Annotated in this window: 18 protein-coding genes and 1 pseudogene; 5 read left to right on the top strand and 14 right to left on the bottom strand. The window is 42.9% G+C overall.

The window, feature by feature from the left end; translation table 11 throughout:
• Nucleotides 1-134 precede the first annotated feature (134 nt).
• From JMX07_RS12630 to recG, 6 genes are all read right to left on the bottom strand, one after another.
• Nucleotides 135-1,004, bottom strand: coding sequence for an NAD(P)-dependent alcohol dehydrogenase (locus JMX07_RS12630; RefSeq protein ID WP_413786688.1), 870 nt, complete (start codon nt 1,002-1,004; stop codon nt 135-137).
• Nucleotides 1,005-1,524: 520 nt separating this feature from the next.
• Nucleotides 1,525-2,460 carry a DMT family transporter gene (locus JMX07_RS12625; RefSeq protein ID WP_201608281.1) on the bottom strand — a complete coding sequence of 312 codons (936 nt, stop codon included), beginning with the start codon at nt 2,458-2,460 and terminating at the stop codon, nt 1,525-1,527.
• Nucleotides 2,461-2,549: 89 nt separating this feature from the next.
• Nucleotides 2,550-3,260, bottom strand: a complete 711-nt coding sequence (locus JMX07_RS12620) for an AraC family transcriptional regulator (protein WP_201572792.1) — start codon at nt 3,258-3,260, stop codon at nt 2,550-2,552.
• 108 nt (nt 3,261-3,368) lie between these two features.
• On the bottom strand, nt 3,369-6,458 hold the full coding sequence (locus tag JMX07_RS12615; RefSeq protein WP_201608279.1) for an efflux RND transporter permease subunit: 3,090 nt from the start codon (nt 6,456-6,458) through the stop codon (nt 3,369-3,371).
• The gene (locus JMX07_RS12610) at nt 6,455-7,747 is read right to left on the bottom strand and encodes an efflux RND transporter periplasmic adaptor subunit (protein ID WP_201608278.1); all 1,293 of its coding nucleotides are present in this window, start codon (nt 7,745-7,747) and stop codon (nt 6,455-6,457) included. Before JMX07_RS12610 ends, JMX07_RS12615 begins: the two co-directional genes overlap by 4 nt.
• A gap of 637 nt (nt 7,748-8,384) precedes the next feature.
• Entirely contained in the window at nt 8,385-10,748 is a 2,364-nt protein-coding gene (gene recG / locus JMX07_RS12605; protein WP_201608277.1) for an ATP-dependent DNA helicase RecG, read from the bottom strand.
• A 280-nt stretch (nt 10,749-11,028) separates the two neighbouring features.
• Between recG and JMX07_RS12600 the strand changes: the two genes are divergently transcribed.
• Nucleotides 11,029-12,033: a patatin-like phospholipase family protein gene (locus JMX07_RS12600; protein WP_201608276.1), complete on the top strand. Its 1,005-nt coding sequence runs from the start codon at nt 11,029-11,031 to the stop codon at nt 12,031-12,033.
• 175 nt (nt 12,034-12,208) lie between these two features.
• Here JMX07_RS12600 and JMX07_RS12595 read toward each other — a convergent pair whose 3' ends face one another.
• The gene (locus JMX07_RS12595) at nt 12,209-12,796 is read right to left on the bottom strand and encodes a hypothetical protein (protein WP_201608275.1); all 588 of its coding nucleotides are present in this window, start codon (nt 12,794-12,796) and stop codon (nt 12,209-12,211) included.
• Nucleotides 12,797-13,194: 398 nt separating this feature from the next.
• Here JMX07_RS12595 and argA point away from each other — a divergent pair, with 398 nt between their 5' ends.
• Nucleotides 13,195-14,517: an amino-acid N-acetyltransferase gene (gene argA, locus JMX07_RS12590; RefSeq protein WP_057762129.1), complete on the top strand. Its 1,323-nt coding sequence runs from the start codon at nt 13,195-13,197 to the stop codon at nt 14,515-14,517.
• Between the two features lie 137 nt (nt 14,518-14,654).
• On the opposite strand, the gene JMX07_RS12585 is transcribed toward argA, so the two are convergent.
• The gene (locus JMX07_RS12585) at nt 14,655-15,386 is read right to left on the bottom strand and encodes an FKBP-type peptidyl-prolyl cis-trans isomerase (protein WP_057762133.1); all 732 of its coding nucleotides are present in this window, start codon (nt 15,384-15,386) and stop codon (nt 14,655-14,657) included.
• A gap of 486 nt (nt 15,387-15,872) precedes the next feature.
• Here JMX07_RS12585 and JMX07_RS12580 point away from each other — a divergent pair, with 486 nt between their 5' ends.
• Nucleotides 15,873-17,537 carry a mechanosensitive ion channel gene (locus JMX07_RS12580; protein WP_201608274.1) on the top strand — a complete coding sequence of 555 codons (1,665 nt, stop codon included), beginning with the start codon at nt 15,873-15,875 and terminating at the stop codon, nt 17,535-17,537.
• Nucleotides 17,538-17,680: 143 nt separating this feature from the next.
• Here JMX07_RS12580 and JMX07_RS12575 read toward each other — a convergent pair whose 3' ends face one another.
• Nucleotides 17,681-19,129, bottom strand: coding sequence for a hypothetical protein (locus JMX07_RS12575; protein WP_201608273.1), 1,449 nt, complete (start codon nt 19,127-19,129; stop codon nt 17,681-17,683).
• 280 nt (nt 19,130-19,409) lie between these two features.
• Here JMX07_RS12575 and JMX07_RS12570 point away from each other — a divergent pair, with 280 nt between their 5' ends.
• Nucleotides 19,410-20,192, top strand: a complete 783-nt coding sequence (locus JMX07_RS12570) for an SDR family NAD(P)-dependent oxidoreductase (RefSeq protein ID WP_201608271.1) — start codon at nt 19,410-19,412, stop codon at nt 20,190-20,192.
• Nucleotides 20,193-20,381: 189 nt separating this feature from the next.
• Here the strand turns inward: JMX07_RS12570 and JMX07_RS12565 are convergent, their stop codons facing one another.
• The 3 genes from JMX07_RS12565 to JMX07_RS12555 form a co-directional block, all read right to left on the bottom strand.
• Nucleotides 20,382-21,077, bottom strand: a complete 696-nt coding sequence (locus JMX07_RS12565; protein WP_227684838.1) for a lysophospholipid acyltransferase family protein — start codon at nt 21,075-21,077, stop codon at nt 20,382-20,384.
• A gap of 165 nt (nt 21,078-21,242) precedes the next feature.
• Nucleotides 21,243-23,129 carry a DNA topoisomerase IV subunit B gene (gene parE, locus JMX07_RS12560; RefSeq protein ID WP_057762142.1) on the bottom strand — a complete coding sequence of 629 codons (1,887 nt, stop codon included), beginning with the start codon at nt 23,127-23,129 and terminating at the stop codon, nt 21,243-21,245.
• 110 nt (nt 23,130-23,239) lie between these two features.
• Complete coding sequence (locus JMX07_RS12555) at nt 23,240-23,908, bottom strand: YqiA/YcfP family alpha/beta fold hydrolase (RefSeq protein ID WP_201608269.1); 669 nt, start codon at nt 23,906-23,908, stop codon at nt 23,240-23,242.
• A gap of 187 nt (nt 23,909-24,095) precedes the next feature.
• Here JMX07_RS12555 and JMX07_RS12550 point away from each other — a divergent pair, with 187 nt between their 5' ends.
• Entirely contained in the window at nt 24,096-24,356 is a 261-nt protein-coding gene (locus tag JMX07_RS12550) for a DUF1289 domain-containing protein (RefSeq protein ID WP_201608268.1), read from the top strand.
• Nucleotides 24,357-24,606: 250 nt separating this feature from the next.
• Here the strand turns inward: JMX07_RS12550 and JMX07_RS12545 are convergent.
• Nucleotides 24,607-25,877: pseudogene (locus JMX07_RS12545) on the bottom strand (IS256 family transposase).
• An 82-nt stretch (nt 25,878-25,959) separates the two neighbouring features.
• A complete protein-coding gene (locus JMX07_RS12540; protein WP_201608267.1) occupies nt 25,960-26,832 on the bottom strand; it encodes a HEPN/Toprim-associated domain-containing protein in 873 nt (290 codons plus the stop codon).
• Between the last annotated feature and the right edge of the window lie 137 nt (nt 26,833-26,969).

Here is a 26,969-nt window from a genome sequence, read left to right as displayed (position 1 = left end):
CTGACTTAAATCCTATTGAAAAGAAATGGGCGCAAGCTAAGTTTCTACGCCAAGGTTGGATGGAGAATAATTTACCTAAACTATTTCATGATATGGGTTGTACTTCTTTTATCTTGGATTGACTATAACAACGTTTAGTCTCTTTCTAGTACCACTCTATAGCGAGCATTACCACTCTCTAGTCGCTCAAACGCTTCATTAATCTCAGACATTTTGTATGTTTCAGTGACTGGCTGAATATCATGGCGCGCAGCAAAATCTAGCATTTTACGTAGCGTCGCTGGTGAGCCAACTGGCGAGCCTGATAGACTGTTCTGAGCCATAATCATTGGTGCAGCCGATATCTCTAGTGGCGCTTCTAATAACCCAACAAAATGCAACTTACCTTTTGGTCTTAGCGTTTTGATCACGACATCCCAGTTCATATCGACGTTCACTGTTGAGATAATTAAATCAAAAGAACCTGCGGCTTTTTCAATTTCGCTATCGTCTCTTGAGTTGAGTGAATGGTGAGCGCCCATCTCTTTTGCTTCTTCCATTTTTGATTCACTGGTAAATGCTGTCACTTCACAGCCCCACGCATTGGCAAACTGCAATGCCAAATGACCCAAACCACCAATACCAATTACAGCCACTCTAGAAGTTGGTTTGATATCGTACTGAATGAGCGGGTTAAACACTGTGACACCACCACATAACAGTGGTCCTACCGCGTTAAAATCAAGCCCTTCAGGTATCTTGATGACGCTAGTATCTTTTGCGCGTACTTTATCTGCAAAGCCGCCGTGGTTACCAATGATCGTACCTTCTTGCTCAGGGCATAGGTTGTGGTCTCCATCGATGCATAGATCGCAGACATTGCAGTACTCTTTATGCCAGCCAAGTCCGACTTTATCACCCAACTCTAAATGCTGTACATGCTTGCCCTTATTAAGGACTTTACCTGCAACCTCATGCCCACCGACAAACGGATATTGAGTCATACCCCATTCGTTTTGCCACATTCATAAGTCACTATGGCAAATGCCGCAGCTATGTATTGTCAGTTCAATATAATTTCGATACAAGGAAACCGAGTGCAAGTTATACATTAGTATGCTTAGCGAGGATGACGCTGTAGCGGATTTATATAGACTTGACTATACTTCGATTTCTACTTCGTGATCGCCTAGAGCACCTGGGTCATATTCATAAGGCTAAAATTTGCCACCTTTCTCTTTTGCTGCATATGCGTTAATCATAATTATTCCTTATTTTCTAGTTTTTTAAAGATTAGTTTATAGCGATTGGTTTATCGTTCTAGCAGCTACTCACCTATTAGTAAAATTAAAATAGTGCTATAAGAGATAAACAATTTCTTCAATTAATTTGATTGGACAGACTATAGCAAAGACTAACCCAACTAATCCATTCAACTTACCAGTTTTAGACTAACGTCATACAAAGAGTCATACTTAGCAGGCAGTCACTCATCAAAAGACTGCTTATCGTCAGAAATATTGCTTTGTTACTTATATTGCTTTGTTACTTGTACAGTGCACGCCTTCCTCGATAACCTGTCAGTTTTGGCGTCTTTATTACTTGCAGCAAGAGACAGATTATCATGAGTGACATTCCTAGCCAGCCGATAGGAGAGAATGTTTCACCGATTATAATGATAGCCAATATAGTGGCCACGATAGGTTCTAATAACGTGATAAGTGTCGCTTTGCTCGCCTCAATCGCTCTCAACGCTTGACCAAAAAGTAAATAACCAAAGAACATCGGCGCAATTGCCAGATATAGGGCAACGCTTATATGTTTTGCATCCAAAAACAGGTTCTCCCCTGTTAATAATAATGATGGCAACAATAAGATTGCCGACAGACCAAACATACTGGCCATCGCTGATTTAGAATTTACCCCGTTCTCTATCATCTGACGTGCTGTCCATGAATATGTGGCATAGGTCAATCCTGCGACTAATCCTAATAAAATGCCTAATATTCGATTATTCGCTTGTGCGTTTATATCTAAATATTGGGTTTTCCCTAAAGTCAGTAAAATAACGCCAACCACACCAAATATAAAACTTACCACCCATCGACTAGTGACTCTTTTATTGCTAATCAGACGCTCCATGACGACAGTGAAAAATGGCGCGCTGGCAATTGAGATCACTGTACCAATAGCGACACCTGCCAATCTCATAGAGGAATAAAAAGCTAAAGGATAGATAGCAACGCATAGGCTACCGATGAATAAGAGACTGGGTTTAGAAAGTAGTTTCTGTCTATCGCTTAGTAAATTATTCTTAGCATTCAATACTAGCAATACACCGCCTACCCCCATCGAAAACGCACCAACGGCTAATGGACTAATATCAGGTATAAAAGCAGAGGCTGTACCTGTCGTTCCCCAAAGGACACTGGCAGCTATCACACATAAAATAGCACTTAGACTAGATTTATTCTGCAGCATAGTAGCTACCTCTAACGTTATAATGAATAACATTATTATAGAGAGTTATAGACTACTATTTGTGCAGATTAGACGGTTTGTATGTCTGGTTAGACGTGTTTTAATTTGGAAGGGGCAATACCAAAATATTTAGAAAAGCGGCGGCTAAAAGCGCTAACATCCGTATAACCAACCAGTTCGGCTATGATAGCGATAGGTGAATCAGTATGCAGTAACAAAGCTTGCGCCTTTTGCATTCTGATCTTTGTGATGTACTCAGTGACGGTCTGGTTTGTTTGCGATTTGAAGTTCTTTTTAAACTGTGTGGCACTGAGACAAGAGATATCCGCCAATACTTCAACAGAAAGGTTGTTAGAAAAATTGTGGTGAATATATGCGACGACTTCTCTAATTCGAGCGTCGTATTGCACAAATAGATTTTGTTGTTCTAGAAGCTTATAAAAGGTATCAAACATCAGTCTCTCAACTTCAGGATTGATTTGATACCTTAACTGACTTTCTGAAAACTCCAAAAATGCCAACAATGGCGAACTTATAGAAAAGACAATTTGTGATGAATGAAACACATTTTCTGGCAACAGATCTGTATCTACAACGATAAACTTTGCATTCTCTTCAGCGCTAAAGTAGTGCTTTTCATTTGTCTTGACCACAACACATTCGCTTGGGATAACTTTTCCAGTATAGCTCCCAACTTCGATATTTATTGCCCCTCGCAAGGGCAAAACAATCTGATGAAAGTCATGAGAATGTCCTCTAGTCTGACGAGTGTATGACCTAATTGAGAGCATGTTAATCATACATCGTTTTCCAGATTGCTATTATTGTGTCGTGTCTTAGCTAACTATTTGGTTAGCTATTTGCCTCACTATTTGGCTCACTATTTGGCTCTCTATGAAAAGTGACTATTAGAAGTCACTAGGTTTACCATGTGGAGCTAGCCACTTAGCAAACCATCCAGATAAATCATCCATCAAGGTATAGACGACAGGAATAACAACCAAGCTCAATAGCGTAGAGGTTACCAGACCACCCAGTACCGCTGCTGCCATCGGTCGCCTAAAGGTAGGATCTGCATCACCCCAACCAAATACCAATGGCAGCATGCCTGCACCCATCGCGATGGTCGTCATGATAATAGGCCGTGCACGCTTACGACATGCATCTACGATAGCCTCAAAACGCGCCAGCCCTCGGCGCTGGGCAATCAACGCGTAATCGACCAGCAGGATTGAGTTTTTAGTCGCAATACCCATGAGCATAATAAAGCCAATCATCGAAGGCATCGATAAGCTGCTATTGGTAATAACCAAGCCGACAAACGCCCCACCAATCGACAGAGGTAACGCCATCAGAATGGTAAAAGGCTGCAACAAACGACCAAAAAGTAGAATCAGCACGCCTAAAATACAGACCACACCGACGGACATCGCAATGATAAAGCCACTAAAGAGGTCTGCCATGTTTTCGGCTTGACCTTGGTCGATAATGGTAATCGAAGGCGGCAGTTGCTGCATGGTCGGCACTGCTTTGACCGCTTGTACCAAATCGCCAAGCTCGCCACTCGCAGGTTGTACCGTGATACTAATAGCACGCTCTCGATCCAATCTACTAATCTGCGCAGGCCCAGTGCCAAAGTCTAGCGTAGCAACCTCACCGACGCGCACGCCTTGACCGGCAGGCATAGTGCTCGGCACGTACAAACCTTCTAGTTGGCTAACATTTTGCTTAGCCACATCCGGCAGACGTACAACGATTGGTACTTGGCGCGTATCAAGATTAAGCTTGGACAATTGCTGCTCGTAGTCGCCTACAGTCGCCACACGTAGAGTCGTAGCGATATCTTGCGTGGTCACCCCTTTGTCAGCCATTGCCAATCTATCTGGCGTTACCGTTAGCTCTTGGCGTGGTAGACTGCGATCACTGGTTACAGCGCCTGCACTTGGTAGCCCCCGAATCTCAGACATGATTTTTTGTGCAGTTTGTTCAAGCAATTGCGGATTGGTACTGGTTAATGAAAAGTTATAACCGCTCTCACCACCACTCGATAGCCCGACTGTGAACCGTGCTCCTGGCACTTCTGTCATCAGTTTGCTAATTTTGCGCTCTATCTCTTGCTTGGTGCCTCGTTCTGCACGCGGTGCAAGCACAATATCCAAACCGGCAATGTTTTCAGCCTTACCGCCGCCACCATCTGACGCACCCATCGACGCCTGCGCCTCTCCCACTGAAGTAAAAATATTAGTCACCTCAGGCATGGCCAAAATGCGAGCACTCGCTAGCGCCGCCACGCGCTCAGTATCTTCCAAAGAGACGTCAGGTGTCAGCTCAATAGCCACTCGAGTTTGATCGATATCATTATCAGGGATAAATGACGTGGGTAACAGCTTAACCAAAGCTAGCGATGCCACAAATAAAACAAGCGTTGCACCCATGGTTAGCCAGCGATGATGTAGGGTCCAAGACACAATCTTAAGATAGTACTTCATCATCGCGCTTTGTTTTTCGACGTGCTTTTTCTCAGGTCGCAAGATATAAGCTGCCATCATAGGGGTAATCAGGCGAGCTACCATCAGCGAGGCAAAAATTGATAAGGCAGCCGTCCAACCAAACTGACGGAAAAACTGTCCAACGATACCGCCCATAAAGGCCGTTGGTAAAAATACCGCAATCAAAGTAAAAGTAGTCGCGACAACGGCCAGACCGATTTCATCAGCGGCTTCCATCGCTGCTTCATAAGGCGTTTTACCCATACGTAGATGACGTATGATGTTTTCGACCTCAACGATTGCATCATCAACTAGCACCCCAATAACCAATGATAATGCCAGTAGTGAGATGATATTCAGACTAAAGTCAAATAAATACATACCTAAAAAAGTTGGAATGACTGATAGCGGCAAAGCGACCGCGGCAACGATAGTCGCTCGAATATTGCGCAAAAACAGGAAGACTACCACTACAGCCAACAAACCACCTTCGATGAGCATTCTTAATGAGGCTTCATAATCTTCTGCAATGGGTGTCGCTCGGTCATAGACTTTTTCAATACTGATATTACCCACATCAGCGGTCAGCTTGGCAAGCTCCTCATCAACCAGCTCCATCACATCGACTTCACTAGCCCCACGCGAGCGAGTGATATTAAATGCCACCACGGTTTGACCATCTAGCTTAGCAATCGAGCTTGGATCTGCTGCGCCGTCAGTGATTTCTGCCATCCGACCTAAAGCTTGTGTGCCTCCTGTAGGGACAGCCACTTGCAAATCGTTTAGCTCATTTGCTCGCTCAACGGCACCGAGAACACGGATGGTCTGAGTCGTCTTGCCAACTTCTGCCTCCCCGCCAGAGCTGTCTTGCTGGATACCAGCGATTTGCTGCGATAATTGCGAAATAGAAAACTTCAGACCACTTAACGCAATTGGGTCAGCAGCAACCGTGATCTCACGCTGCAACCCACCAACACGGCTTACGGTACTAACGCCTGGTATGTCAGATAGCCGCTTGGTAACGGTATCATCAACAAACCACGATAGATCCTCCACGCTCATATTTTCAGCAGCAACAGAGTACGTAACCACTGGAAACCCAGCGGTAGATACTTTGGTAATGATAGGATCGTTGGCCGCAGCTGGTAGATCACCACGTACTTCACCGACTGCTGAGCGCACATCGTCTACCGCTTCTTGAATGTCTTTTTCTAAGGTAAATTCGGTAGCAATGGTCGCCGCACCCGTCTGTAACGTGGTACGAATATGACTCACGCCTTCGATACTGGTCAGTTTATTTTCAATCTTTTTGGCGATATCGTTTTCGAGCTGTGAAGGCGCAGCACCTGGTAGCGTCACCGTCACCACCACTGCTGGCAAGTCTATGTCCGGAAACTGCTGGACTTTCATTTTCATGAAACCGTAAATGCCGCCCAACGTCAGCAGTACAAACAGCAAGATAGCAACGAGCGGGTTTTTAATCGAATAAGCGGAGACGTTTAAGCTCATGGCTGTGCCTGCACTGGCTTACTGGTTTGAGACACACCATTAACAACGCGCACTAGGTCACCATCATTTAAGAAGCTACCGCCCTGTTTTACGATACGACTGTCACTTGGCAAAGGCTCTAACACTGCTACGCTCTCGCTCAACCGCTCACCCAATGTCACTCGCTGCTGCTTGATACGTCCCATCGATCGATCGTCTCGAGTAGTCGATTCGGTAACGAGCATCACATAATCATAACCATCATTACTGACCACGGCGCTATTAGGAATCGTTTGCGTACTGGTACTTCCTAATAGGAATTCGCCTGTTTGATACATGCCTGCACGTATCTTTGAGTTGGCAGCTAGGCTGGCATAAATCGTAATTTGGCGGTTGTTGTCTGCGGTGGGTGCGATGCGGTTTACTTGCCCCATCACTGTATCACCACCCGGAAGACTGACTTGTACAGGCGTACCGACGTTTATATCACCGATAAGCTTAGGATCTATATCTGCTCGCCATTCCAAAACCCCGCCTTTGATAATTGTAAATAGTGGATCCCCGCCTGCCACCTGCCCGACTTCTACCATTTTTTCACTGATAATACCGCTGACAGGAGCGACGACTTTTGCGTTCTCTAATGTCAAACGCTGATTACTCAAACGAGCTTTGGATGCTTGCAAAGAAGCTCTGGCACGTACTTCCGAGGTACGGTAGCGGTCGGCTTCTTGTTTGCTGATGGCATCGATATCGATCAATGGCAGCACACGTGCAGCATCAGCGCTGGCATTGGCAAGGGTAGCTTCCGCTTCTGCGACATCTGCTTGCGCCTGTAGCACTTGCTGCTCCATAGCATCAGTATCGAACACGGCTAAAACTTGACCTGCTCTAACGCGGTCGCCTTCTTCAACCAAGATACGCTCGATAGCCACACCATTGACTTTTGCACTGACGTTCGCAATATCCTTAGCATTAATGGTTCCATCGGCACTGAGCGTGCTGCCGATATCATCTTGGCTTGGACTGACTGTTTCTACTGAGAGTACTGATTGCTCAATACTAGCATCGCTACCAGTTGCCTGATCGTTTGCGACAGAATTAGCAGTTGCTGACTCATCTGTAGCTGCATTACTATCATTGCCCCAATATTTGCCAAGCAGCACCCCTATCACTAGCACGGCTGCCAACACGGGCCACAACCATATTGGTGGTTTTGCAGATGGTCTTTGAGATACAGTGTCAGTTTGACGATATGGCGGCAACTCAGCTTCAGCTGACGGCTTAGAATGGGTTTCTTCAAAATCGCTCATGATAACTCTCTGTAGGTACAGTCAATATTGAAATACTCGATATAGAATGACTAAAAATATCAATCAGTCATAGAAATAATAAAAAGTGGCACGCAATCGAAGCAATGTTTGGATAGTCTGATATAGGGCTATGAGCGTTACTTACAGAGAGTATTACGATGTTCTCTAAAGCACTGTTTATTATTATAATAATTCATCAAATTATCGAGAATAGCATATATTTAGTCATCATCTTATTTTTGGTGGTGTATCAAAAAGTATGCTAGCGATAAAAGTCAATAAGAAATCCATGCTAAGTTCCCTGATTCTATAGGGCTTTAAAGGCTTCAAAAATTGTTCGAATTTTAATCAGCATACTTTTTGATACACCACCTTATTTTTATATATAGTGTCTAGCGTTCATAAATTTAATTGAAACTTAGACCGAATATCTGTGCAACGTTCAAGGCATATCGACCGATTTAAAGAAATAAGAGCGCGTATAGTCAGTCGTTGAATCTTTGATGTATTCAACGACTGACTATGGATGGAGTATCGTTTATAAAGAATGTTAACGTTGTGGCCATGCTGTTTGATTATATCCAGAGCTATATTCAATGACATATCAAACCCATTTGCCGATACTAAGCACTAAAAACTAAGCATTGGTATAACGACTTGCCTCAGGCATCCAGCGATGAATCAATTGACTGACATCTGCTTTTCGCGCAGGGTCTGCTATCAAATGCTTCGCTAACCGCTGAGCAATGGCAAATAATTGCTCATCACGGATCAGATCAGCCAAATAGTAGCCAACATTACCCGTTTGACGTTTGCCTAACAGCTCTCCTGGCCCACGTAGCTCTAAGTCTTTTTGAGCAATGACAAATCCATCAGTACTATCGCGTAGGACATTTAGTCGCTCAGTACCTGTCTCCGATAGCGGCTTTTGATATAACAGTACACAGAAGCTTTTGGTCGAACCACGTCCGACTCGCCCGCGCAGCTGATGCAATTGCGATAACCCCAAACGCTCCGCATTTTCGATAACCATCAATGATGCATTGGGCACATCGACCCCTACCTCGATGACAGTTGTCGCAATCAACAAGTCTAAATTACCTGCTTTGAACTCCTGCATAATGGCTTGCTTATCAGCAGACTTCATCTTGCCATGCACCAGTCCAATACGAATATCTAGTCGTTCATTTAAATCCTCATAAGTGGCTTCGGCTGCCTGCGCATCCAAGACACTAGACGCTTCTACCAGTGAGCATACCCAGTACGCTTGCCTGCCCGCTTCGCAATTGATCGCGATACGTTCTATGACTTCATCGCGTCGATTGCGATCGATGGTTACCGTCGTAATTGGCGTGCGCCCCGGTGGCAACTCATCAATGATTGAAGTATCCATATCGCCATAGACGCTCATCGCTAAGGTTCTTGGAATCGGTGTTGCAGTCATGATTAGCTGGTGAGGTGTGCTATTAGCCACGCCTTTATTGGTCAATGCCATACGCTGCTCAACACCGAATCGATGCTGCTCATCAATGATAACCAAGCCTAATTTAGCGAACTGAACTTGCTCCTGAAACAGTGCATGAGTACCGACCACCACTTGCACTGTATTTTCTGCGACTGCTTCCAATGCTTCGCGGCGCTGTTTGGCCGTTTGCTTACCGGCAAGCCAACCGACACCAATACCTAATGGCTCAAACCATTGCTTAAAATTCAGTAGATGCTGTTCTGCCAAAATCTCAGTCGGTGCCATTACCGCGACCTGCCAGCCACTATCGAGCGCATAACCCGCTGCTCCTGCTGCAACCAATGTCTTGCCAGCACCCACATCTCCCTGTACCAGTCTTAGCATCGGAATTGAGGTTGCCATATCCGCAGTGATGTCTTTCATCACTCTTTTTTGCGCACCCGTTAAATCAAAAGGCAATGCAGAAAACAGCTTGTCAGCAAGAGGACTATTGGTAGTACATTTGGGCGCTTTATGCTGATGTAGCTGTTGGCGACGATATAGCAGACTGAGCTGATGCGCAGTCAACTCTTCAATAATTAAGCGCTGGCAAGCAGCATGCGTACGAGCACTGAGTTGAGTGAATAGTTTGTATTGCTGAGACGCGCTAGTATAAGTAGGCGGCGTATGCAGCAGTACCAATGCTTCAAATATCGTTAAATTATAGACATTATGCTGAGCAATACTGGCAGCGACGTTATGTATGTCATTATCTGCCTGATAGGTAGAAGGATTGGGCTTATACACGCTATTGCCAATCGCATTGCTAGTCACATTGTCAGGCACGCTGCGTGCTAACGTTGAGAAAATATCTTCGGTATATTCGGCCTCTGACACCGCTGATTTGGATGGCTCAAAAGGTACTAATGGCAAATCGGATACAACTGCAAAATCTTCAGCCGTAAACAATGTCATCGGCAGACCTTGGCTTCGAACCGTTTGCAATGCCAGTTTAATTAAAGTACGCAGCTTGTTTTGATGTAAGCCTTTGACAGTAGGGTAAATAGGCTGCAATCCCGTATCAGTCATGACTGTATTATCAGTGATAACTTGATATTCAGGATGATGTACCTGCTTGCCGTAACGGCTGACTTTGACCTCACCAAACAGCTGTAAACGTGTTCCCAAATTCATAGTCTGTACCAGACCACGATAGACCTTAAAAAACCGTAACGATATTGTACCCGTATCATCGTCCACCGTCACAGTCATCCCACTGCGCTTGGTATCGACATGGACGATATGACCAGTAATTAGCGCTGACTGTCCATGCTCTACATCTGAGATTGATACTAGTCGACTACGATCCTCATAGTCACGAGGCAAATGTAATAGCAAATCGAATATCCGCTTGATATTCAATTGCGCCAACTGCTCTGCGACTTTTACCCCCACACCTGCTAGCGCAGACACTGGCATATCTAGTGCTGACAGCGGCATGTCAGATCTAAAGTGATCTAATGAGTTGGCTGAGGCATGACTCTCCGATATTGGCATTAAAGGTCCTAACAATATTATTTTTAATTTTCGTATGCTAAATCGAGCATTTTTAATAGACCGCATATAATGGCTTATGCCATAAAATAGCGATAACGATAGTACGTATAAAAACATCGACTCATTTCATTATAGCTGACAATACAATTGCTTATGCTAGGCTATTTAGTAAAATAGCATCTATACAGTCCATCTACTATAGATAAACCGCTTCTCCTCATCATACCAATAACTGATGTCTGATTTTTTGAATGATGGCAATTTCATAAGGTGTTTTTCTATGCTTGTTTCTATTTTGCCTCATCAGTTTCGTCACAACCTAATTCGTCATAATCTAAAACTACTGAGGTTGAGCTTAATACCTATACTCGGTTTTTATATTAGTGCGTGTAGCACACTGCCATCGACTATTCCTGCAACGCCAGAGCCTGTTATTAAGGTCCCTACTGTCGCACTGGTATTGGGTGGTGGTGGCGCAAAAGGGTTTGCCCATGTGGGCGTCATTAAGGCGCTAGAAGAAAACGGTATCAAACCGACATTGGTGGTCGGGACGAGTGTGGGTAGCTTGATTGGTAGCTTATACGCCAGTGGTTACACGCCGGCACAGCTTGAGCAATTGGCACTGACCACTACAGATAGCCAGCTCACAGACTTTACCTTGTCCAATCAAGGTTTTATCGAAGGTATTAAGTTAAAAAACTTTATTAATAGCAAAGTGAATGCGCAAGTCATAGAGGATTTCCCCATTCCTTTTGCGGCAATCGCAGCAGAGAAACACACTCTAAACAAAACAGTCTTTACCACTGGTGATGCTGGGCTTGCCGTACAAGCATCCTGTAGCGTACCCAATATTTTTATTGCCCCACGCATTCCTGAAAAGGTCGGTAAAAAATATATCGATGGCGGTGTGGTCAGCTTAGTACCCGTAGATAGCGCCTATGACTTGGGTGCTGATATTGTCATTGCTGTAGATGTAACGGGAGCTCAAGGCAGTGATAATACTAATAATCAAATACCGACTATGAACTCGTTGAGTGACTTTTGGGGATTTCTCGAAACCAATATTCTAGCTACTAACCTGACTGCTAATCGCTCCGCGTCAAATCAGAGCGAGCGGGATCGAGCAGATATTGTTATTACTCCCCATGTCGGTCATAACAGTTCAATAGATACTAGGCAGCGACGCAATTTAATACAAGCAGGCGCTCAAGCTACAACGCCGCAAATCAATGCTATTAAACAACTTATCCAAGAGAAATCTAGTAGCAAATATGCCACGCTGTAATTGAGTATTATTAATTATTTATCAGTAAAATTATCAAACGTCCTATCACATCAATAAAAAAGCACCGCAGTTATAAACTGTGGTGCTTTTTTATTGATAGCTTTCTGTACTAAACGGATAGTTTTCAGTGCTAGCTACATCAATACTAGCTAAATTCTAATCCAAAAATTCAGGACTATTTAACGCGCGCGCGATATTTTACAGCGACCGTATCATTTAGACCTACGCCCTCTAGGTCCCAACGTACCGCTTTATAGTATTTAAGCGCGACATCTTGTAGTTGATTATCTACTTTGGTACGTAATGGCATACGAGCAAAGTTATTGCCATCTACACTGCCGTACGGGAATTCAGGAGCAACTGTCTTTAACAGCTCTACCTGCTCTGGGATGCTCATCGTAACGGTCATTTTACGTACGCGATCTGCATTGGTATTGGTAAAGTACCCTTGATACTCCAATACATTACCTGGCTGCAAACGAGTATTGGTATCTACAGGGACAAGCACTTCTTGACCGTTGGCATCAACGCTGACCAACGACGCTGTGATTCTACTATTAACGGCCTGAGCACTTGAATTGCTGGTCTTGTTAGCATTTGTCTGAATAGCCATTGAGCTATCAACCGCTTGCTCTGGTGTTGGCAGCATCGCTGAGGCTTGTGTAACGACCATTGCACCGATAAGCGTACCGGCAACAACGTGAAATAAGCGGTGGCCGCTCCAAGCACTGAACGGGCTAGCAAACTGGTTACTTTTTTTCATGATTTTCATTATCCCTGGTTGATATATCGGTAAAACACAGATGGTGCAACTTAAGTTATTTTTATAATTTGTTCAACAGATAAAAAGCATTACGATGTATATAAGATATTGCTGTGAAATAGTTCATACAATCTATGAAAAACATGAACTCACTTATCTAACCTGATTATCTTCGCTCAGCATCTGTAAAGCAATAGCGCTTAGCATAACAAAAAGCATTTGTGCGTACATTAACCCAGTGTTGAGGTTGTGTATATCAGCGATTGGCAATAAGAATGCTTGAATACAGCTGAAATAAAAGATAGCTCATAACCGCGTTTTTTGCTATGGTAAATCTTTAGCGTTAGGCATTTTTTTGCTGCGCCCCTTTTCTTATTCTAACGACTACTGCTCCCATTATGACTACTAGCTCCATGCCCCAGATCAACCCTGAATACGTCCATTGGTTCCGTAACTCTGCACCCTACATTAATACCCATCGCGGCAAAACTTTCGTGATCATGTTTGGTGGTGAAGCGGTCAATCATGCGAACTTCAGCACACTTATTCATGATTTTGCCTTGTTGCATAGCTTGGGTATCAAGCTGGTACTGGTACACGGGGCACGACCGCAAATCGAAAAGAATTTAAAAGACGCTAATATTGAATCGCCGCTACATCAAGATATCCGTATTACGCCACGTGCGGCGATGCCATCTATCTTACAAGCCGTTGGTGCTATTCGTTTACAGATTGAAGCTCAGCTATCCATGGGACTGGCCAATTCTCCGATGTATGGTTCACGTATCGATGCGATATCGGGTAACTTCGTGACAGCGCGCCCATATGGTATCCGTGAAGGTATTGATTACCAAATGACGGGTGAAGTGCGTTCTATCGATGTGGAAGCCATCAAAAATAATCTACTTCATGACCATATCGTTGTACTAGGCTCGATGGGCTACTCTGCGACTGGCGAAGTATTTAACTTATTGGCTGAAGATGTTGCCCTAAGCGCTGCCGTAGCACTGGGTGCTGACAAGCTTATCTTCTTAGGCGAAGAAGCGGGTATCAACGACGATGATCGTTTATTACGTGAAATGATTCCAAACGAAGTTGATCGCTTCTTACGTGATCGTGATCTAAATTGTGAAATCAATTATTTCTTGAATTGTGCAAGTTTGGCCTGTCGTCAAGGTGTGCATCGTACGCATATTATCTCGTATGCCAAAAACGGCGCATTACTAGAAGAGCTATTCACACGTGATGGTTCTGGTACGCTGATTAGCCACGACCCTTATGAAGAAATTCGCCGTGCCAATATCGATGACGTGGTTGGTCTTATTGAGCTACTGTCACCTCTAGAAGAGCAAGGTATCTTGGTCAGCCGCTCACGCGAGCGCTTGGAACAAGAGATTGATAACTATAGTGTGATTGAGCGCGATGGTATGATTTTGGGCTGTGCAGCATTGCATACGCTAGATTCAGAGTCAGCGGAAGTCGCCTGTGTTGCCGTACGTCCTGAGTACCGCAGTGGTAGCCGCGGCGCAGATTTGTTAGCGTTTCTAGAACAGCAAGCGCGTAGCCATGGTTTGTATAAGTTATTTGTTTTAACCACTCGTACTGCGCATTGGTTCGTCGAGCAAGGCTTTGCTGAAGTTGAAGCCAGCGCTTTACCTGAAGCACGTTTAGAGAAATACCATAATGGCCGTAACTCTAAAGTCTTTCAAAAGAATCTATAGTTTATCACCAACTTGATATCGGCTTTATAAGCTCGGTATCAAGTTGACATAAATATTTACCCATAAAAAAGCCTTCATATAATTATGAAGGCTTCTTTAGGTTAAGTACCTAAACTAATAATTTTTGCTTTAGATACTTATTTTACTTTTAATAGCTCAACAGTAAAGATAAGCGTACTGTTAGGCTCAATACCAGCGTTACCCGCTTCGCCATAAGCGATGTCTGATGGGATATAGAACTCGTATTTTCCGCCTTCTTTCATCAACTGTAGGCCTTCAGTCCAGCCAGCGATTACTTGGTTTAGTGGGAACTCGATTGGCTCACCGCGCTCATAAGAGCTGTCAAATACTGTACCATCAAGCAATTTACCTTCGTAGTTTACTTCAACCACGTCAGTTGCTTTTGGTGATTTACCAGTACCTGCTTTAATAACTTTATACTGTAAACCAGACTCTGTTTGCTTAACGCCTTCTTTTTTGGCGTTTTCTGCTAAGAATGCAGTACCAGCGGCTTTATTTTCTGTCGCTTTGGTTTCCATGTCTTTAACGAATTGCTCTTCTTGCTCTTTTTGATAGTCCATCAATACTTGTTGCATTTGCTCTTGGGTCAATGCTGATTCATTGCCTTCGTAGCCATCACGGAAGCCTTTTTCAAAAGTATTTAGGTCTAGATCTTTGACAGCGTCTTTATTGCCTTCTGCCATCATGAAACCTAAGCTATAACCTACTTTTTCACTAGCTGAGCTTTGTTCAGTAATGGAAACGCTTTGAGCGGCTGTTTCTTGATTGCCATTGTTGGTGCTACAGCCTGTTACTAACAACATAGCGCTAGCAAGTGCACTAACGCCTAAAGTAGTGATTTTTTTCATAAAGTACTCTCTAATTGTAAGAATAGTGGCGAGATGTCACATTCCTCTATAATAACAAATCTTAGTTTTGGGAACCACGCTTTGCACGAAATTATCGGGTCAATGTATAGTCTATGTTAATATCTTCTATCATAATAACAAGTTATCACACAAATATAGTAACAGGTTAAGCTTTCTGTCTTTAAATCTACCTATACATCAGCTAAGCTAAATTAGTTAAGGGGATACGTAACCAATCGTAAGCTTCTATCATCAGTGTTTTGGCATTTATAGCGATGTAATAATCGACATGGCAAGTAATTGATGCCATAAATGTTAAAGCCAGTACTTCTGATAGAGGTTAATGATTATAAATTATGATATCCCTATATAACTTAAACTAAAAATACTGTTTATAACACTATCTTATATTTGTTTGGCTGAGTAATACTGGTAATAATATTTTTGTATTTGGCGAGTTATATAAGATGCTTCAAGGAGGATAAGATGAACCCAATGTACACATCTTTTAACGGCTATCTCGGTGGACCTATCGGTTCCATCATTGGTGCTATTTTGATATTCGTTATTGGTTGGCTAGTAGCCCTTGGTATCGCAGCACTGGTACGCGGCGTACTCTCTAAAGTTAATCTCAATCAGCGTATGAACTCTTCAACTGGTAAGACCTACGACCTTGAAGGTATCATCTCCAAAATTGTTTTCTGGTTTATTTTCATCATTGCTATCTCAGGCGCACTTAGCCAATTAAACTTAAACTCTATCTCAGCACCATTCGCAAATATGGTTAATCAAGTATTGGCATTTATCCCTAATCTTATCGGCGCTATCGCACTTGGTGTGATCGGTTGGGTCGTGGCTACTGTTGCACGCACAGCGATCAACGCTGCACTCGCGAAAACCTCTATGGATGAGCGTTTAAGTGCACAAGCTGGTGTAAAACCAATGAGCAGCACGATTGCTGATATGGTTTACTGGTTCATCTTATTGGTTGTGTTGACCATGGTACTTGGTCAATTAGAGCTTGATGGTTTGTTTGCACCACTGACTAATATGGTCGACAAAATCTTTAGCTTTATCCCTAATATCTTGATTGCTGGTGTGGTCTTCGTCGTTGGTTATATCATTGCCAAAGTCGTACGCGGCATCGTAACCAACCTTGTTTCTACTTTTAATGTACAAGAATTGGCTTCAAAAGCAGGTTTAAGTGAGCAAAATAGCTTACCTAACATTGCAGGTTCATTAGCATTTCTTGTAGTTATCATTCCAACCATTATCGCTGCTCTAAATGCACTAAAAATCGAAGTAATTGCTCGCCCTGCGACCAATATGCTTAACAAAATCATGGAAGCCTTGCCAAACATCTTTATGGCAGTCGCTATCCTAGTAGTAACTTTCTATGTTGTACGCATGGTTGCCAACATCATCAAAGGTCTGATTGAGAACACTCAAATCAATCAATTACCTGCGAAAGTTGGTCTACAAGAAACCATGGGCGATAAGAAAATCTCTGACCTAGTTGGTTATGCGATTATCTTCTTCGCTATGCTATTTGCCGCTATTGCAGCTGCTGATTTGTTAGGTTTCGAGCCTATCTCAGCTATTATCACAATGTTTATCGCATTCGGTGCGAACATCATCCTAGGCGCAATTATCCTATTTATCGGATTCTGGCTTGCCAATATTATTGCAGGTGTGGTTGAACGTTCTGAGCAAGGTTCACAATTCCTAGCAAACATCGTACGCGTATTAATCATGGGCCTAGTATTAGCAATGGGTCTAAAAGCGATGGGTATTGCCGATTCAATCGTTAACTTAGCATTTGGCCTAACATTAGGCGCGGTAGCCGTTGCCTTTGCCCTATCATTTGGTCTTGGTGGTCAAGAAGCTGCAGCTCGCTTCCTACGTAAAATGCAGGACAAGATGGATCATGAACGCACTGAAGCGAAAGCAAAATCTGCGCTACAGCCAAGTTCATCAACTCAAGAAAAGGTTGCTGATTCAGTTCGTGAAAACACGCCATCTGCTGCTAGCACTCCTACCACTGATTTACGTACCGATATAATTGATACACCACGTGTTGATACTAATGACATCTACAACAGTGATGACATACTTCCTGGTAGCGGTCTTAATGAAGACCTCAATAAATAAGTATTTTTGATTGTTTAGTTTAGATACGAAAAAGACAGCCTAGGCTGTCTTTTTTTATGTCAGTAAATATATTAATAAATCTGTAGTTATTGTTATCGAAGCTCTTAGTATAAAAGTTCATTCAAACAATTTCACGCTACAATCTACTGCTTATCTTTTCGCGTTGGAATCGTTAAGCTCATCTGTACTTGAGGTAAGTTTTCTTTTTGCGCCTTCGCAGGTTTACCACCTTCCACGCTACTAGCAGGTGGCGTATTTTGCTTATCTAATTCTTGTTGTTTTAGCTTTTGCATTTGCTTAGTGAGTTGGCGCTCCCTTTGAGTCATCGCATCAACTGGCTGAATCCACAAATCAATATCGAAAAAATTCTCATTATTCTCAGTGATAAAATCGATACCAAGCACGACTATATGATGTAGCTCAATAATTGGCAAACGTGTGGCAACGTCCTGTGCGATCTTTGCTAGCCTTGGTTGGACAGCGGCTTTGCTATTAGGACCCTTTGACTCCTGACCATAAAACACCAGCACATAATGACGGCCCAAACTTTCATAAGAATGTTGATGTACCACATAGCCATCTTTTTGCAGCGCTGCGCTTTGTTTAGGGTGTCTATATAGCGTACGGATAAGCTCGTGACGTGAAAACAAAGACTCATCTAGCAGTTGTTGTTGCCAGTGAGCGAGCGGTATTCCTGTTTGGTCGTCATTATTAGCTGCGTGCTTTTTACCATACGTATCTATCATCTGCATACTTAGCTGAGACCATATCGTGGCTGCTTGTATCATATGCTGATGGTACATTTGAGCAGTTGAACTTTGGTTTTTGTAGGCAAGTGTGATGGCGACCAGTGCTGAGTTAGGTTCGTCTTGTACTTCATTTTTGATGAGCGCATTGTCGACTACAATGGCAGGAGCAAACAGGTCTGGACTTTGCAAAAAACGCTCAACCAAAGCGTCTTCTGACTCGAAACTTGGAATATGATTTACGGCCGACTGCTGCAGCTGTTCTAAATGATAAGCTAAGAAACGCCATAATTCACATGGGGTGCGTACTGCTGCTATCGAGTACCAGTCATCCCAGCTAAAGACTTGCAGCTGCTGCATGCTTTCGCTCATGTCGACAACTAAGTCTTCTAAAAAGTAACGAACCCCAAAATTATGTTTAAGCCGTTGTAGAGCACTGTTTGAATGGTTCCCACTGTCACCGTTATCATCTTGATTAAAATTGCTACTTCCTCCAACAAGCTGAATGTCAAAAATCATAGCTTCATAACCAGCTAAGGCATTTTCTTCATTTTGAGACGATAATGACTTGTACCACGTAAGTGCTGACTTTACCGCAGTCATACGTACAGCCTCAATATCGGCTGATTCTGTATCATAGGGTAGATACAGTGTCAGCTCCAACAGCTGCAGCTTGCCAAGTGGTAACTGATATTGGTAGTGACGAGCGATATACTGAGCATTGTATTCATGCTCAATCGTATGCATGCCTGCTAAAGTCACTGCCATAGCATCTGCTTGTAAATAACTGACTAGTTCAGTCGTCAGATAGCCCCAGTCGGGCATGGTAGTAATCGAATGGGACACAAGTTCCAACCTTCTATTATCGTATGGTGAATATCGCACATGCCAGCTCCTAATAACAACATCATTATCGCGTATTACAAATATCTGAATGATGCAAAATTATGCTACATAAGCACTATCAGAGACAGTCGCTTTCAAAGCGATCACTTGTTATGATGATATCAAAGCAATATTGCTTGTGTGCAAGTTTATGGATGACAAACTGTACTGAGTTGTATTTATCGAAACCATAGTCGTTGAATTTTTAATGACTATTATATAATAATAAGGATTAAACATTATGAAGCGTTTTAAAGAAAAGACCGTCGTTGTAACGGGTGCAGGCTCTGGTATTGGCCGTGCAACTGCCATTCGCTTTGCCGAGGAAGGCGCTAGTGTGGTTTTAGTAGGACGTACGGCAGCAACACTAGAAGAGACTGCCAAAGAGTTGCCGCAAGATCGTACTTGGATTCACACCGATAATTACCTCATTATTACATGCGATATCAGTGTCCAAAGCCAAGTACAAGAGATGGTTGAACGTGCTATCGACAAATTCGGTAAGATTGATATCTTGGTAAATAATGCTGGCAAAGCAACCCAAGGTAAAATCACGGAATTGTCTGCCGATGACTGGCGCTCTGCTATCGATGTGAATCTAAACGGGACTTTTTACGTCTCTCAAGCTGCTATGCCTCACCTGATTACATCAAAGGGCAACATCGTCAATATTTCATCGCTCTCAGGTGTGGGTGGAGACTGGAACATGGCTGCTTACAATGCCGCTAAAGCGGGTGTAACCAATTTAACCCGTACATTGGCATTAGATCATGGTTCAGATGGTGTTCGCGTCAACGCGGTTAATCCAAGCATCACCAAAACTGATATGACTACGGCTATCCAAGATAATGAGTCTAAAACGGATAAGTTCTTAGCTCGCTGTCCGCTTGGACGTCTAGCAACCCCAGAGGACATCGCTGCTGCCATTACCTTCTTAGCAAGTGATGACGCCTCCATGATTACTGGTGTTAACCTACCTGTCGACGGCGGTGTTAGTGCCTCTAACGGACAGCCACAGTTTTAGTTTTAGTTTTTCACACTGACAAATATTCAAACATATTACTCAAAAAAAAAGCCCCCGATATCATCATATCAAGGGCTTTTTCAACATCAATTATCAGAACTTAGTTGTAGGTAGCTGTTACCCTGCGTACCCGCAATACAACCAGTTCTGTTGACTTAACTAATTGAACTATTATTTATACCATTTGGCTTATTCAGCTGCATTATTGATGTCTTGTAGTGGCTGCGACAAGCGCGCAAGGTGTCTTGGCAACACCCCTTTATACTGAGAATATATTTTTGGTAAATCTGCTTCGATATCACCTGTAGGATAAACCAGCGACATAAACCGTATTTCTTTAGTATTGTAGTCCATCGCTACTGGCAAAATCGGTACACCAGCACCCACCGCTAAATAATAAAAACCTGTCTTCCACGACTCAGTATATTGCCGTGTACCCTCTGGCGATAATCCCAAAAATAATGGTTCACCAGTTTTGAACTTATCAATACTGGCTTGAAGTACAGAGCCTTTGTTGCCACGATCGATAGGAATAACCCCTATCCAATTTAATAATTGCGCAAATACAGGTACTTTAAATAGCGTGTGCTTGCCCATAATGCTGATTTTAATGTCTAATGCAAAAAGACTTGGAATCGCATAAATACCATCCACATTAGAAGTATGTGGCAGCGCAAGCACTACAGCTTGTGAGATATTTGGAATCTCGCCTACCGTACGCCAACCTGACGCCTTTAACAGTGCGGATGCAATAACAGGCGCAAACTTGTTGCCACGCTTTGGAACCTTGTCTCCCAAATGCTTTTTGCTAAGTTTTGGGAGCACTTTGGAGCGCGCAGGTTTAGAAGCAACAGACTTAGAACGGTTAAAAATCTTCGGTATCATGACAGCACAATATAATGAAAGGTACTGACATAATACCATTAAGCCTTTGTGGCTAGGCTGAATTTTGCGTGCTTTTATTATGTGATAGATCGTTTAGCCATAAATATAAGTAATGACCTATTTCGATATTCTGCACCCATATTTCTTTAGATTCATTGCTAAGTGTTAAGAAATATCGGCCAAATCACCTTTACTCTCAAGCCACGACTTGCGATCAGAGGCACGTTTCTTAGCCAGTAGCATATCCATCACGCTATTGGTCAGTACCATATCATCCATATCTAACTGTACTAAGCGGCGTGTATCACGGCTCATCGTCGTCTCACGTAGTTGCTCAGCACTCATTTCACCAAGTCCTTTAAAACGTGTAATCTGAGCTTTTTTATTACCCGGTACATTAGCCAAGATATGTGCAAGCTCTGGCTCATCCAATGCATAATGAACTTCTTTACCTACATCTACTCGATATAATGGCGGCATGGCCACAAATAAATGACCCGCATCTACTAACGCAGGGAAATGCTTCACAAACAGTGCGCAAATCAATGTCGCGATATGCAGTCCATCAGAGTCAGCATCCGCTAAAATACATATTTTGTCGTAACGTAGCTCGGACAAATCATCAGAGGCAGGATCGACACCGATAGCAATGGCAATATCATGAATCTCTTGACTTGATAGTACCGTGTCTGATGATACTTCCCATGTATTTAGGATTTTGCCACGCAGAGGTAATATCGCCTGATAATGACGATCTCTTGCTTGCTTAGCACTACCACCCGCAGAGTCACCCTCTACTAAGAACAACTCAGCACCATCACGCAAGTCACCACGACAGTCTGCCAATTTACCAGGCAATGCGGGTCCCTGAGTAATTTTCTTACGAGCAACTTTTTTGGCCGATTTTAGACGACGACCTGCTTTATTAATCGCCAATTCAGCGATTTGCGTGCCCATGTCCGCATGCTGGTTTAACCATAGGCTAAAGGCATCTTTTGCCAACGTCTGTACAGCGCCCGCCGCTTCGCGACTAGATAAGCGCTCTTTGGTCTGTCCAGAAAACTGCGGCTCAGAGAACTTCAGAGACAAGATATAGTTCACCCCATCCCAGACGTCTTCCGCGGTTAGTTTCACACTACGTGGTAGCAAATTATGAATATCACAGAACTCACGCAGAGCTTCTAAGATACCCGTGCGTAGTCCGTTGACGTGCGTACCGCCCTGAGCTGTGGGAATCAGGTTCACATAGCTTTCTTGAATCGGCGTGCCACCATCAGGTAACCAAGACAAGGCAAAGGTAATAGCCGCTCGTTCACCTGCTTTCGCATCATAATTATAATAAAACGGTGCTTCAGGTAATGTTTCCAAACCATCTAATTGTTCGCTTAGATACTCGACTACCCCATCCGTAAACTGCCAAACGACCTTTTCATCATTAATATCGTCAGTGAATTCAATCGTCAGTCCAGCGGCCAAAACAGCCTTTGCTTTTAAATTATGCTTAAGCTGTTTTACATTAAATTTGGGTGTATCAAAGAAACTACCATCCGCCCAAAAGTGTACTCTTGTGCCACGTTTGCGTTTGTTTGAGCTGACTGCTTGCGTTAATGGCGTAACTGGTGCGCCATTTTCAAATGCCATATCAAACTGTGTGCTATCACGCCATACCGTAACTTCAACGCGGGTTGATAGCGCATTGACGACAGAGATACCTACACCATGCAGACCACCTGACACTTCGTAATTAGAGGTCGAAAACTTTCCACCTGCATGCAAGCGGGTCAAAATCAGCTCAATACCAGATTGACCAAACTCAGGGTGAATATCAGTTGGCATACCGCGCCCGTCATCTTCGACAGACAACGATCCATCACTATGCAATTGCACCTTGATGGTTTTAGCATAACCAGCCAACGCCTCATCAACTGAGTTATCAATAACCTCTTGCGCCAAATGGTTCGGGCGGGTGGTATCGGTATACATACCTGGACGACGACGGACTGGCTCAAGACCTTCTAAAACTTCTAATGATTGCGCATTATATTGACTCACAAATGCATCCTTAACTGTTCGCGTGCGTTTAATTCTATTAAACCATTATAACGAAAAATGGCGACGTTAACGTTAATACTCCATCGCTTACGTCATATAATGTCGTCTATTTAAGATTGAACTAAATTCTGTAAGATATTCATCACCATGGGCAACTGCTCATCAAAGTCACTGAAGCGATGATCGCCACCTACTTGCACCGTTACCGATGCGCCATGACTTTGATAAAAACATTTAGACAATTCAGAATTTAACAGCTCGTCGCCTTCTTTTAAAAGCACAGCAATTTTATCGGGATAATTTACTGATAAAAGCTGATGATCTGCAAACCACTGTAAATCTGTAGGCGTAATACTCCAGCCACCCGCTGTCGTATGCAGGACTTTGCTAATAGATGACTCATTTAAATCATCTTGACTTGATACTGATTGTTTGGAGAAACGCTGTAAGGTGATATGGGGCTGGATACTAGGATTGAGCAATAAAACTGGGCAACCTATCTGATTGCTTATCACAGTAGAAAAATACCCACCTAGCGAGCTGCCGATTAATACCGTATTTGATAACTCAGTCTGTTTATCTGCTGATTTTCCATCTTCAGTATCATTTAGCGCTTTGATTAAAGACAGTAGTTGCTCACACACTTGCGCAGGGGTTTTATTTAAATCAGGACGCAGCACATCAATATCAGGATAATGAAGCTGGCAATATTTTTCTAACAACATCCCTTTGGTCGAGTTGGCATCACTGTCTAATCCATGGATATAAATCAAGTTCACGTATCATCTCACTTATTAATTTTGTTATGATTATCTTATAAAGGCTATCAAAGCTAAGCATAGCACCCGCTAGACGGAAATAATAATAATAAAATGGCACACTATTAGTCGGTATTTGCGACATAATAATGTTGTACAGTGATTTTATGCAGGTCAAAGGAATGACGATAGTCATTATGGAGGAGTCATGAATCAACAGTTTGAGCTGTTCGAGATTGCCAACCCATGTATTGGTCTTTGTCAAAGCAATAAGAAGGGTTATTGCTTTGGTTGCCTGCGTAGTCGAACGGAGCGCCAGTTATGGCATGAGATGACGACAGAGCAGCAACGCGAGGTGCTAAGGCTTATCGCAGGACGTAAGCTGCGTATAGAACAAATGAGGCAGCGTAAAGATGAGCAGTTAGGTTTTGATTTTGAGGAAGATATTGAGATGGGTGAGTTGTTTTAGATATGTAGACTTAAATAATATACTAATAACTTAGTAGTTATCTTGGCTAGCTCAACTGTATTCAGTAATTTAGGTGTGTTAGCTAAAATACTAGGTTTAAGTGCTTTCAAAGTAAAAATTCGCTTATAACATTTCTTAAAGTGCTAACAGTACGCAGCGAACTTTTATCAAAAAGTGTAGCGTAGCCAAATGATAGCAAATAAATATAGCTCAGAATTAGAGACCATCCCAGATTCTGTGTAACTGCCATTTAGATTAAATGCCTGCTTATACGATCATCAAACATAATCATAAAGCGATTCAAAGCAGACGTCCAGTTACGAATGGGCATCGACCACTTTTTAGACGCCTGCTGGGTTGCCAGATATACTACCTTGAATGCTGCCTGATCAGAGGGGAACACCTTACGCTTATTCACTGCCGTCCGAATCACACTGTTTAGCGACTCTATCGCATTGGTGGTATAAATCACTTTTCTGATGTCTTTCGGATACTCAAAGAACACCGTTAAGCCCTCCCAGTTATTGCGCCAAGACTTGATGACATGCGGATACTCCTTGCCCCAAGTCTCATCAAAGTGCTCAAGGTTGGCCTCTGCCATCTCAAGCGTATCAGCGCCGTAGATGGCTTTTAAATCAGCCGCTACGGCCTTTTTATCCGTCCATGGCACGAACTTCATGGAATAGCGCACCATATGCACGATACACAGCTGAACCTGAGCGTTGGGATAAACGGTGTTGATAGTATCGGGGAAGCCCTTTAGACCATCGACACAGGCAATGAGGATATCTTGTACGCCGCGGTTTTGTAGTTCAGTGAGAACACCCAGCCAGAACTTAGCGCCTTCATTCTCTGAGAGCCACATACCAAGCAGCTCTTTTTTACCGTCAAGCCCCACGCCTAGCGCCAGATAGATAGCCTTGTTGATGATCTGCTTGTCTTGACGTACTTTGACGACGATGCAGTCCAAATAGACGATAGGATAAACACTGCTTAACGGCCGGTTCTGCCAAGCGGTGATGTCCTCTAATATGTTGTCAGTGACTCTTGAGACAAGAGAGCTTGAGATGTCGACATCGTAGAGCTCTTTAATGCTCTCTACGATCTCAGTGGTGGTTTGACCCTTGGCGTAAAGGAATATGATCTTGTCATCAAGGCCACTAATACGGGTTTGATGCTTGCGCACCCACGCGAGCACAGCTCTTGTCTTGCGCTCGGGCGAAGCAGTGCTTCGCTATTTCCTCGCTCAGGTTCAAAGTCACCATGACGGTCTCTTGGGGTGGAGATCTCAAGATCGCCTGTGTCACTGCGGACGGTCTTTTTAGTATGCCCATTGCGTTTATTTGGCTTATCTGCTTTCTCATGCTTAGGGTAGCCAAGATGGTCTTCCATCTCAGCTTCCAAGGCAGTATCGATAAAAGATTGCATGAGCTGCTTTTGAAAGTCTTTGATGTCATCGAAGCTTTTCATGCTACCAGCCATTTGCTCAGCCAGTTTCTTGATGTCAGTTTGGTTAGTCATTGCTTATTCTCCTGTTAGTGGATTATAAGCAGTTACACAGTTTTTAGGAAACTCCCCAGAATTAAGTTCTAGTTCAATTCGCTTATTGAGAAACCCTCCCAATCCACTCGTTATATATAAAATCAATCAAAAACTTCAACTTCTCGTAATCATAATTACCATTATTATGATTGAACTTTAGGAACTTTCTTGTATATCTATCTTTATCAATCAATTCACCTTGATAAGCATTCAATGATTTGTTATATGAAGTCCATCTAATACAAGATTCCGTACTGTCAATGACTGAATGATCCAAGAAACATTCAATGGCTACAGCTGTACCGTTAATATTTTCGAAGCTTTCACTTTGTGGACCTATTGTCTTATAGGATTCAAAAGATGCGTGATTTGGTAGCTTGATAATATGCATATTAGATGGAACATCCATTTCACTCAGCTGATTGTATTTAGCCACACCTGCTACGTCATTATCAAATATAACTAAAACATTTTTTTCAATACCAATACTTATAAGCCCTTTACAGAAGTTATAGAGATTCCCATCTCCAGTAAATGGATAATTATCCTCCATGTCGATAAATGTGAAAAAATCAGAGATATCTGAACATAGTAACTGTATGGCTTTCTTTAGTATGTGAGTATCTGACGAACCTTCTGTAACAAATAAAATTTCCTGACCTACACCTACTTTTTCAAAAATTTCATCTTTATGAACCCATCCGTTATTGACTATATCAGCATAACTCCAAAAAACGTCAAGATCATTATTAGCCTGATTTTCAGCTAAAATACGTAATGTAATATAAGGATCAATATTCTCAAAGACCAATCCAATATCTTTATCTACTATCTCTGATAAATTATGTATTTTATTAAATTCTGAGTGTTTAAATAAGTACTTGGAAAGGAACTCTCCAGGGTCATAATCTTCCCAAACATCATCAAGCGTCATTTTAGAAATATGAACCGCCCCGGGATTGTCGGAGACTCAACATTCTGAGAGAATACGACAATGAAAAAACAAACCTACACTCCTGAGATTAAAGAACGCGCCGTTCGCATGCTGATAGAAGCGTTGGGCGACTATCC

The sequence above is a fragment of the Psychrobacter immobilis genome, assembly GCF_904846235.1.
GTDB classification, from domain to species: domain Bacteria; phylum Pseudomonadota; class Gammaproteobacteria; order Pseudomonadales; family Moraxellaceae; genus Psychrobacter; species Psychrobacter immobilis_C.
The sequence above is the reverse complement of the archived record's forward strand: the minus strand, read 5'-3'. Positions and strand labels throughout refer to the sequence as shown.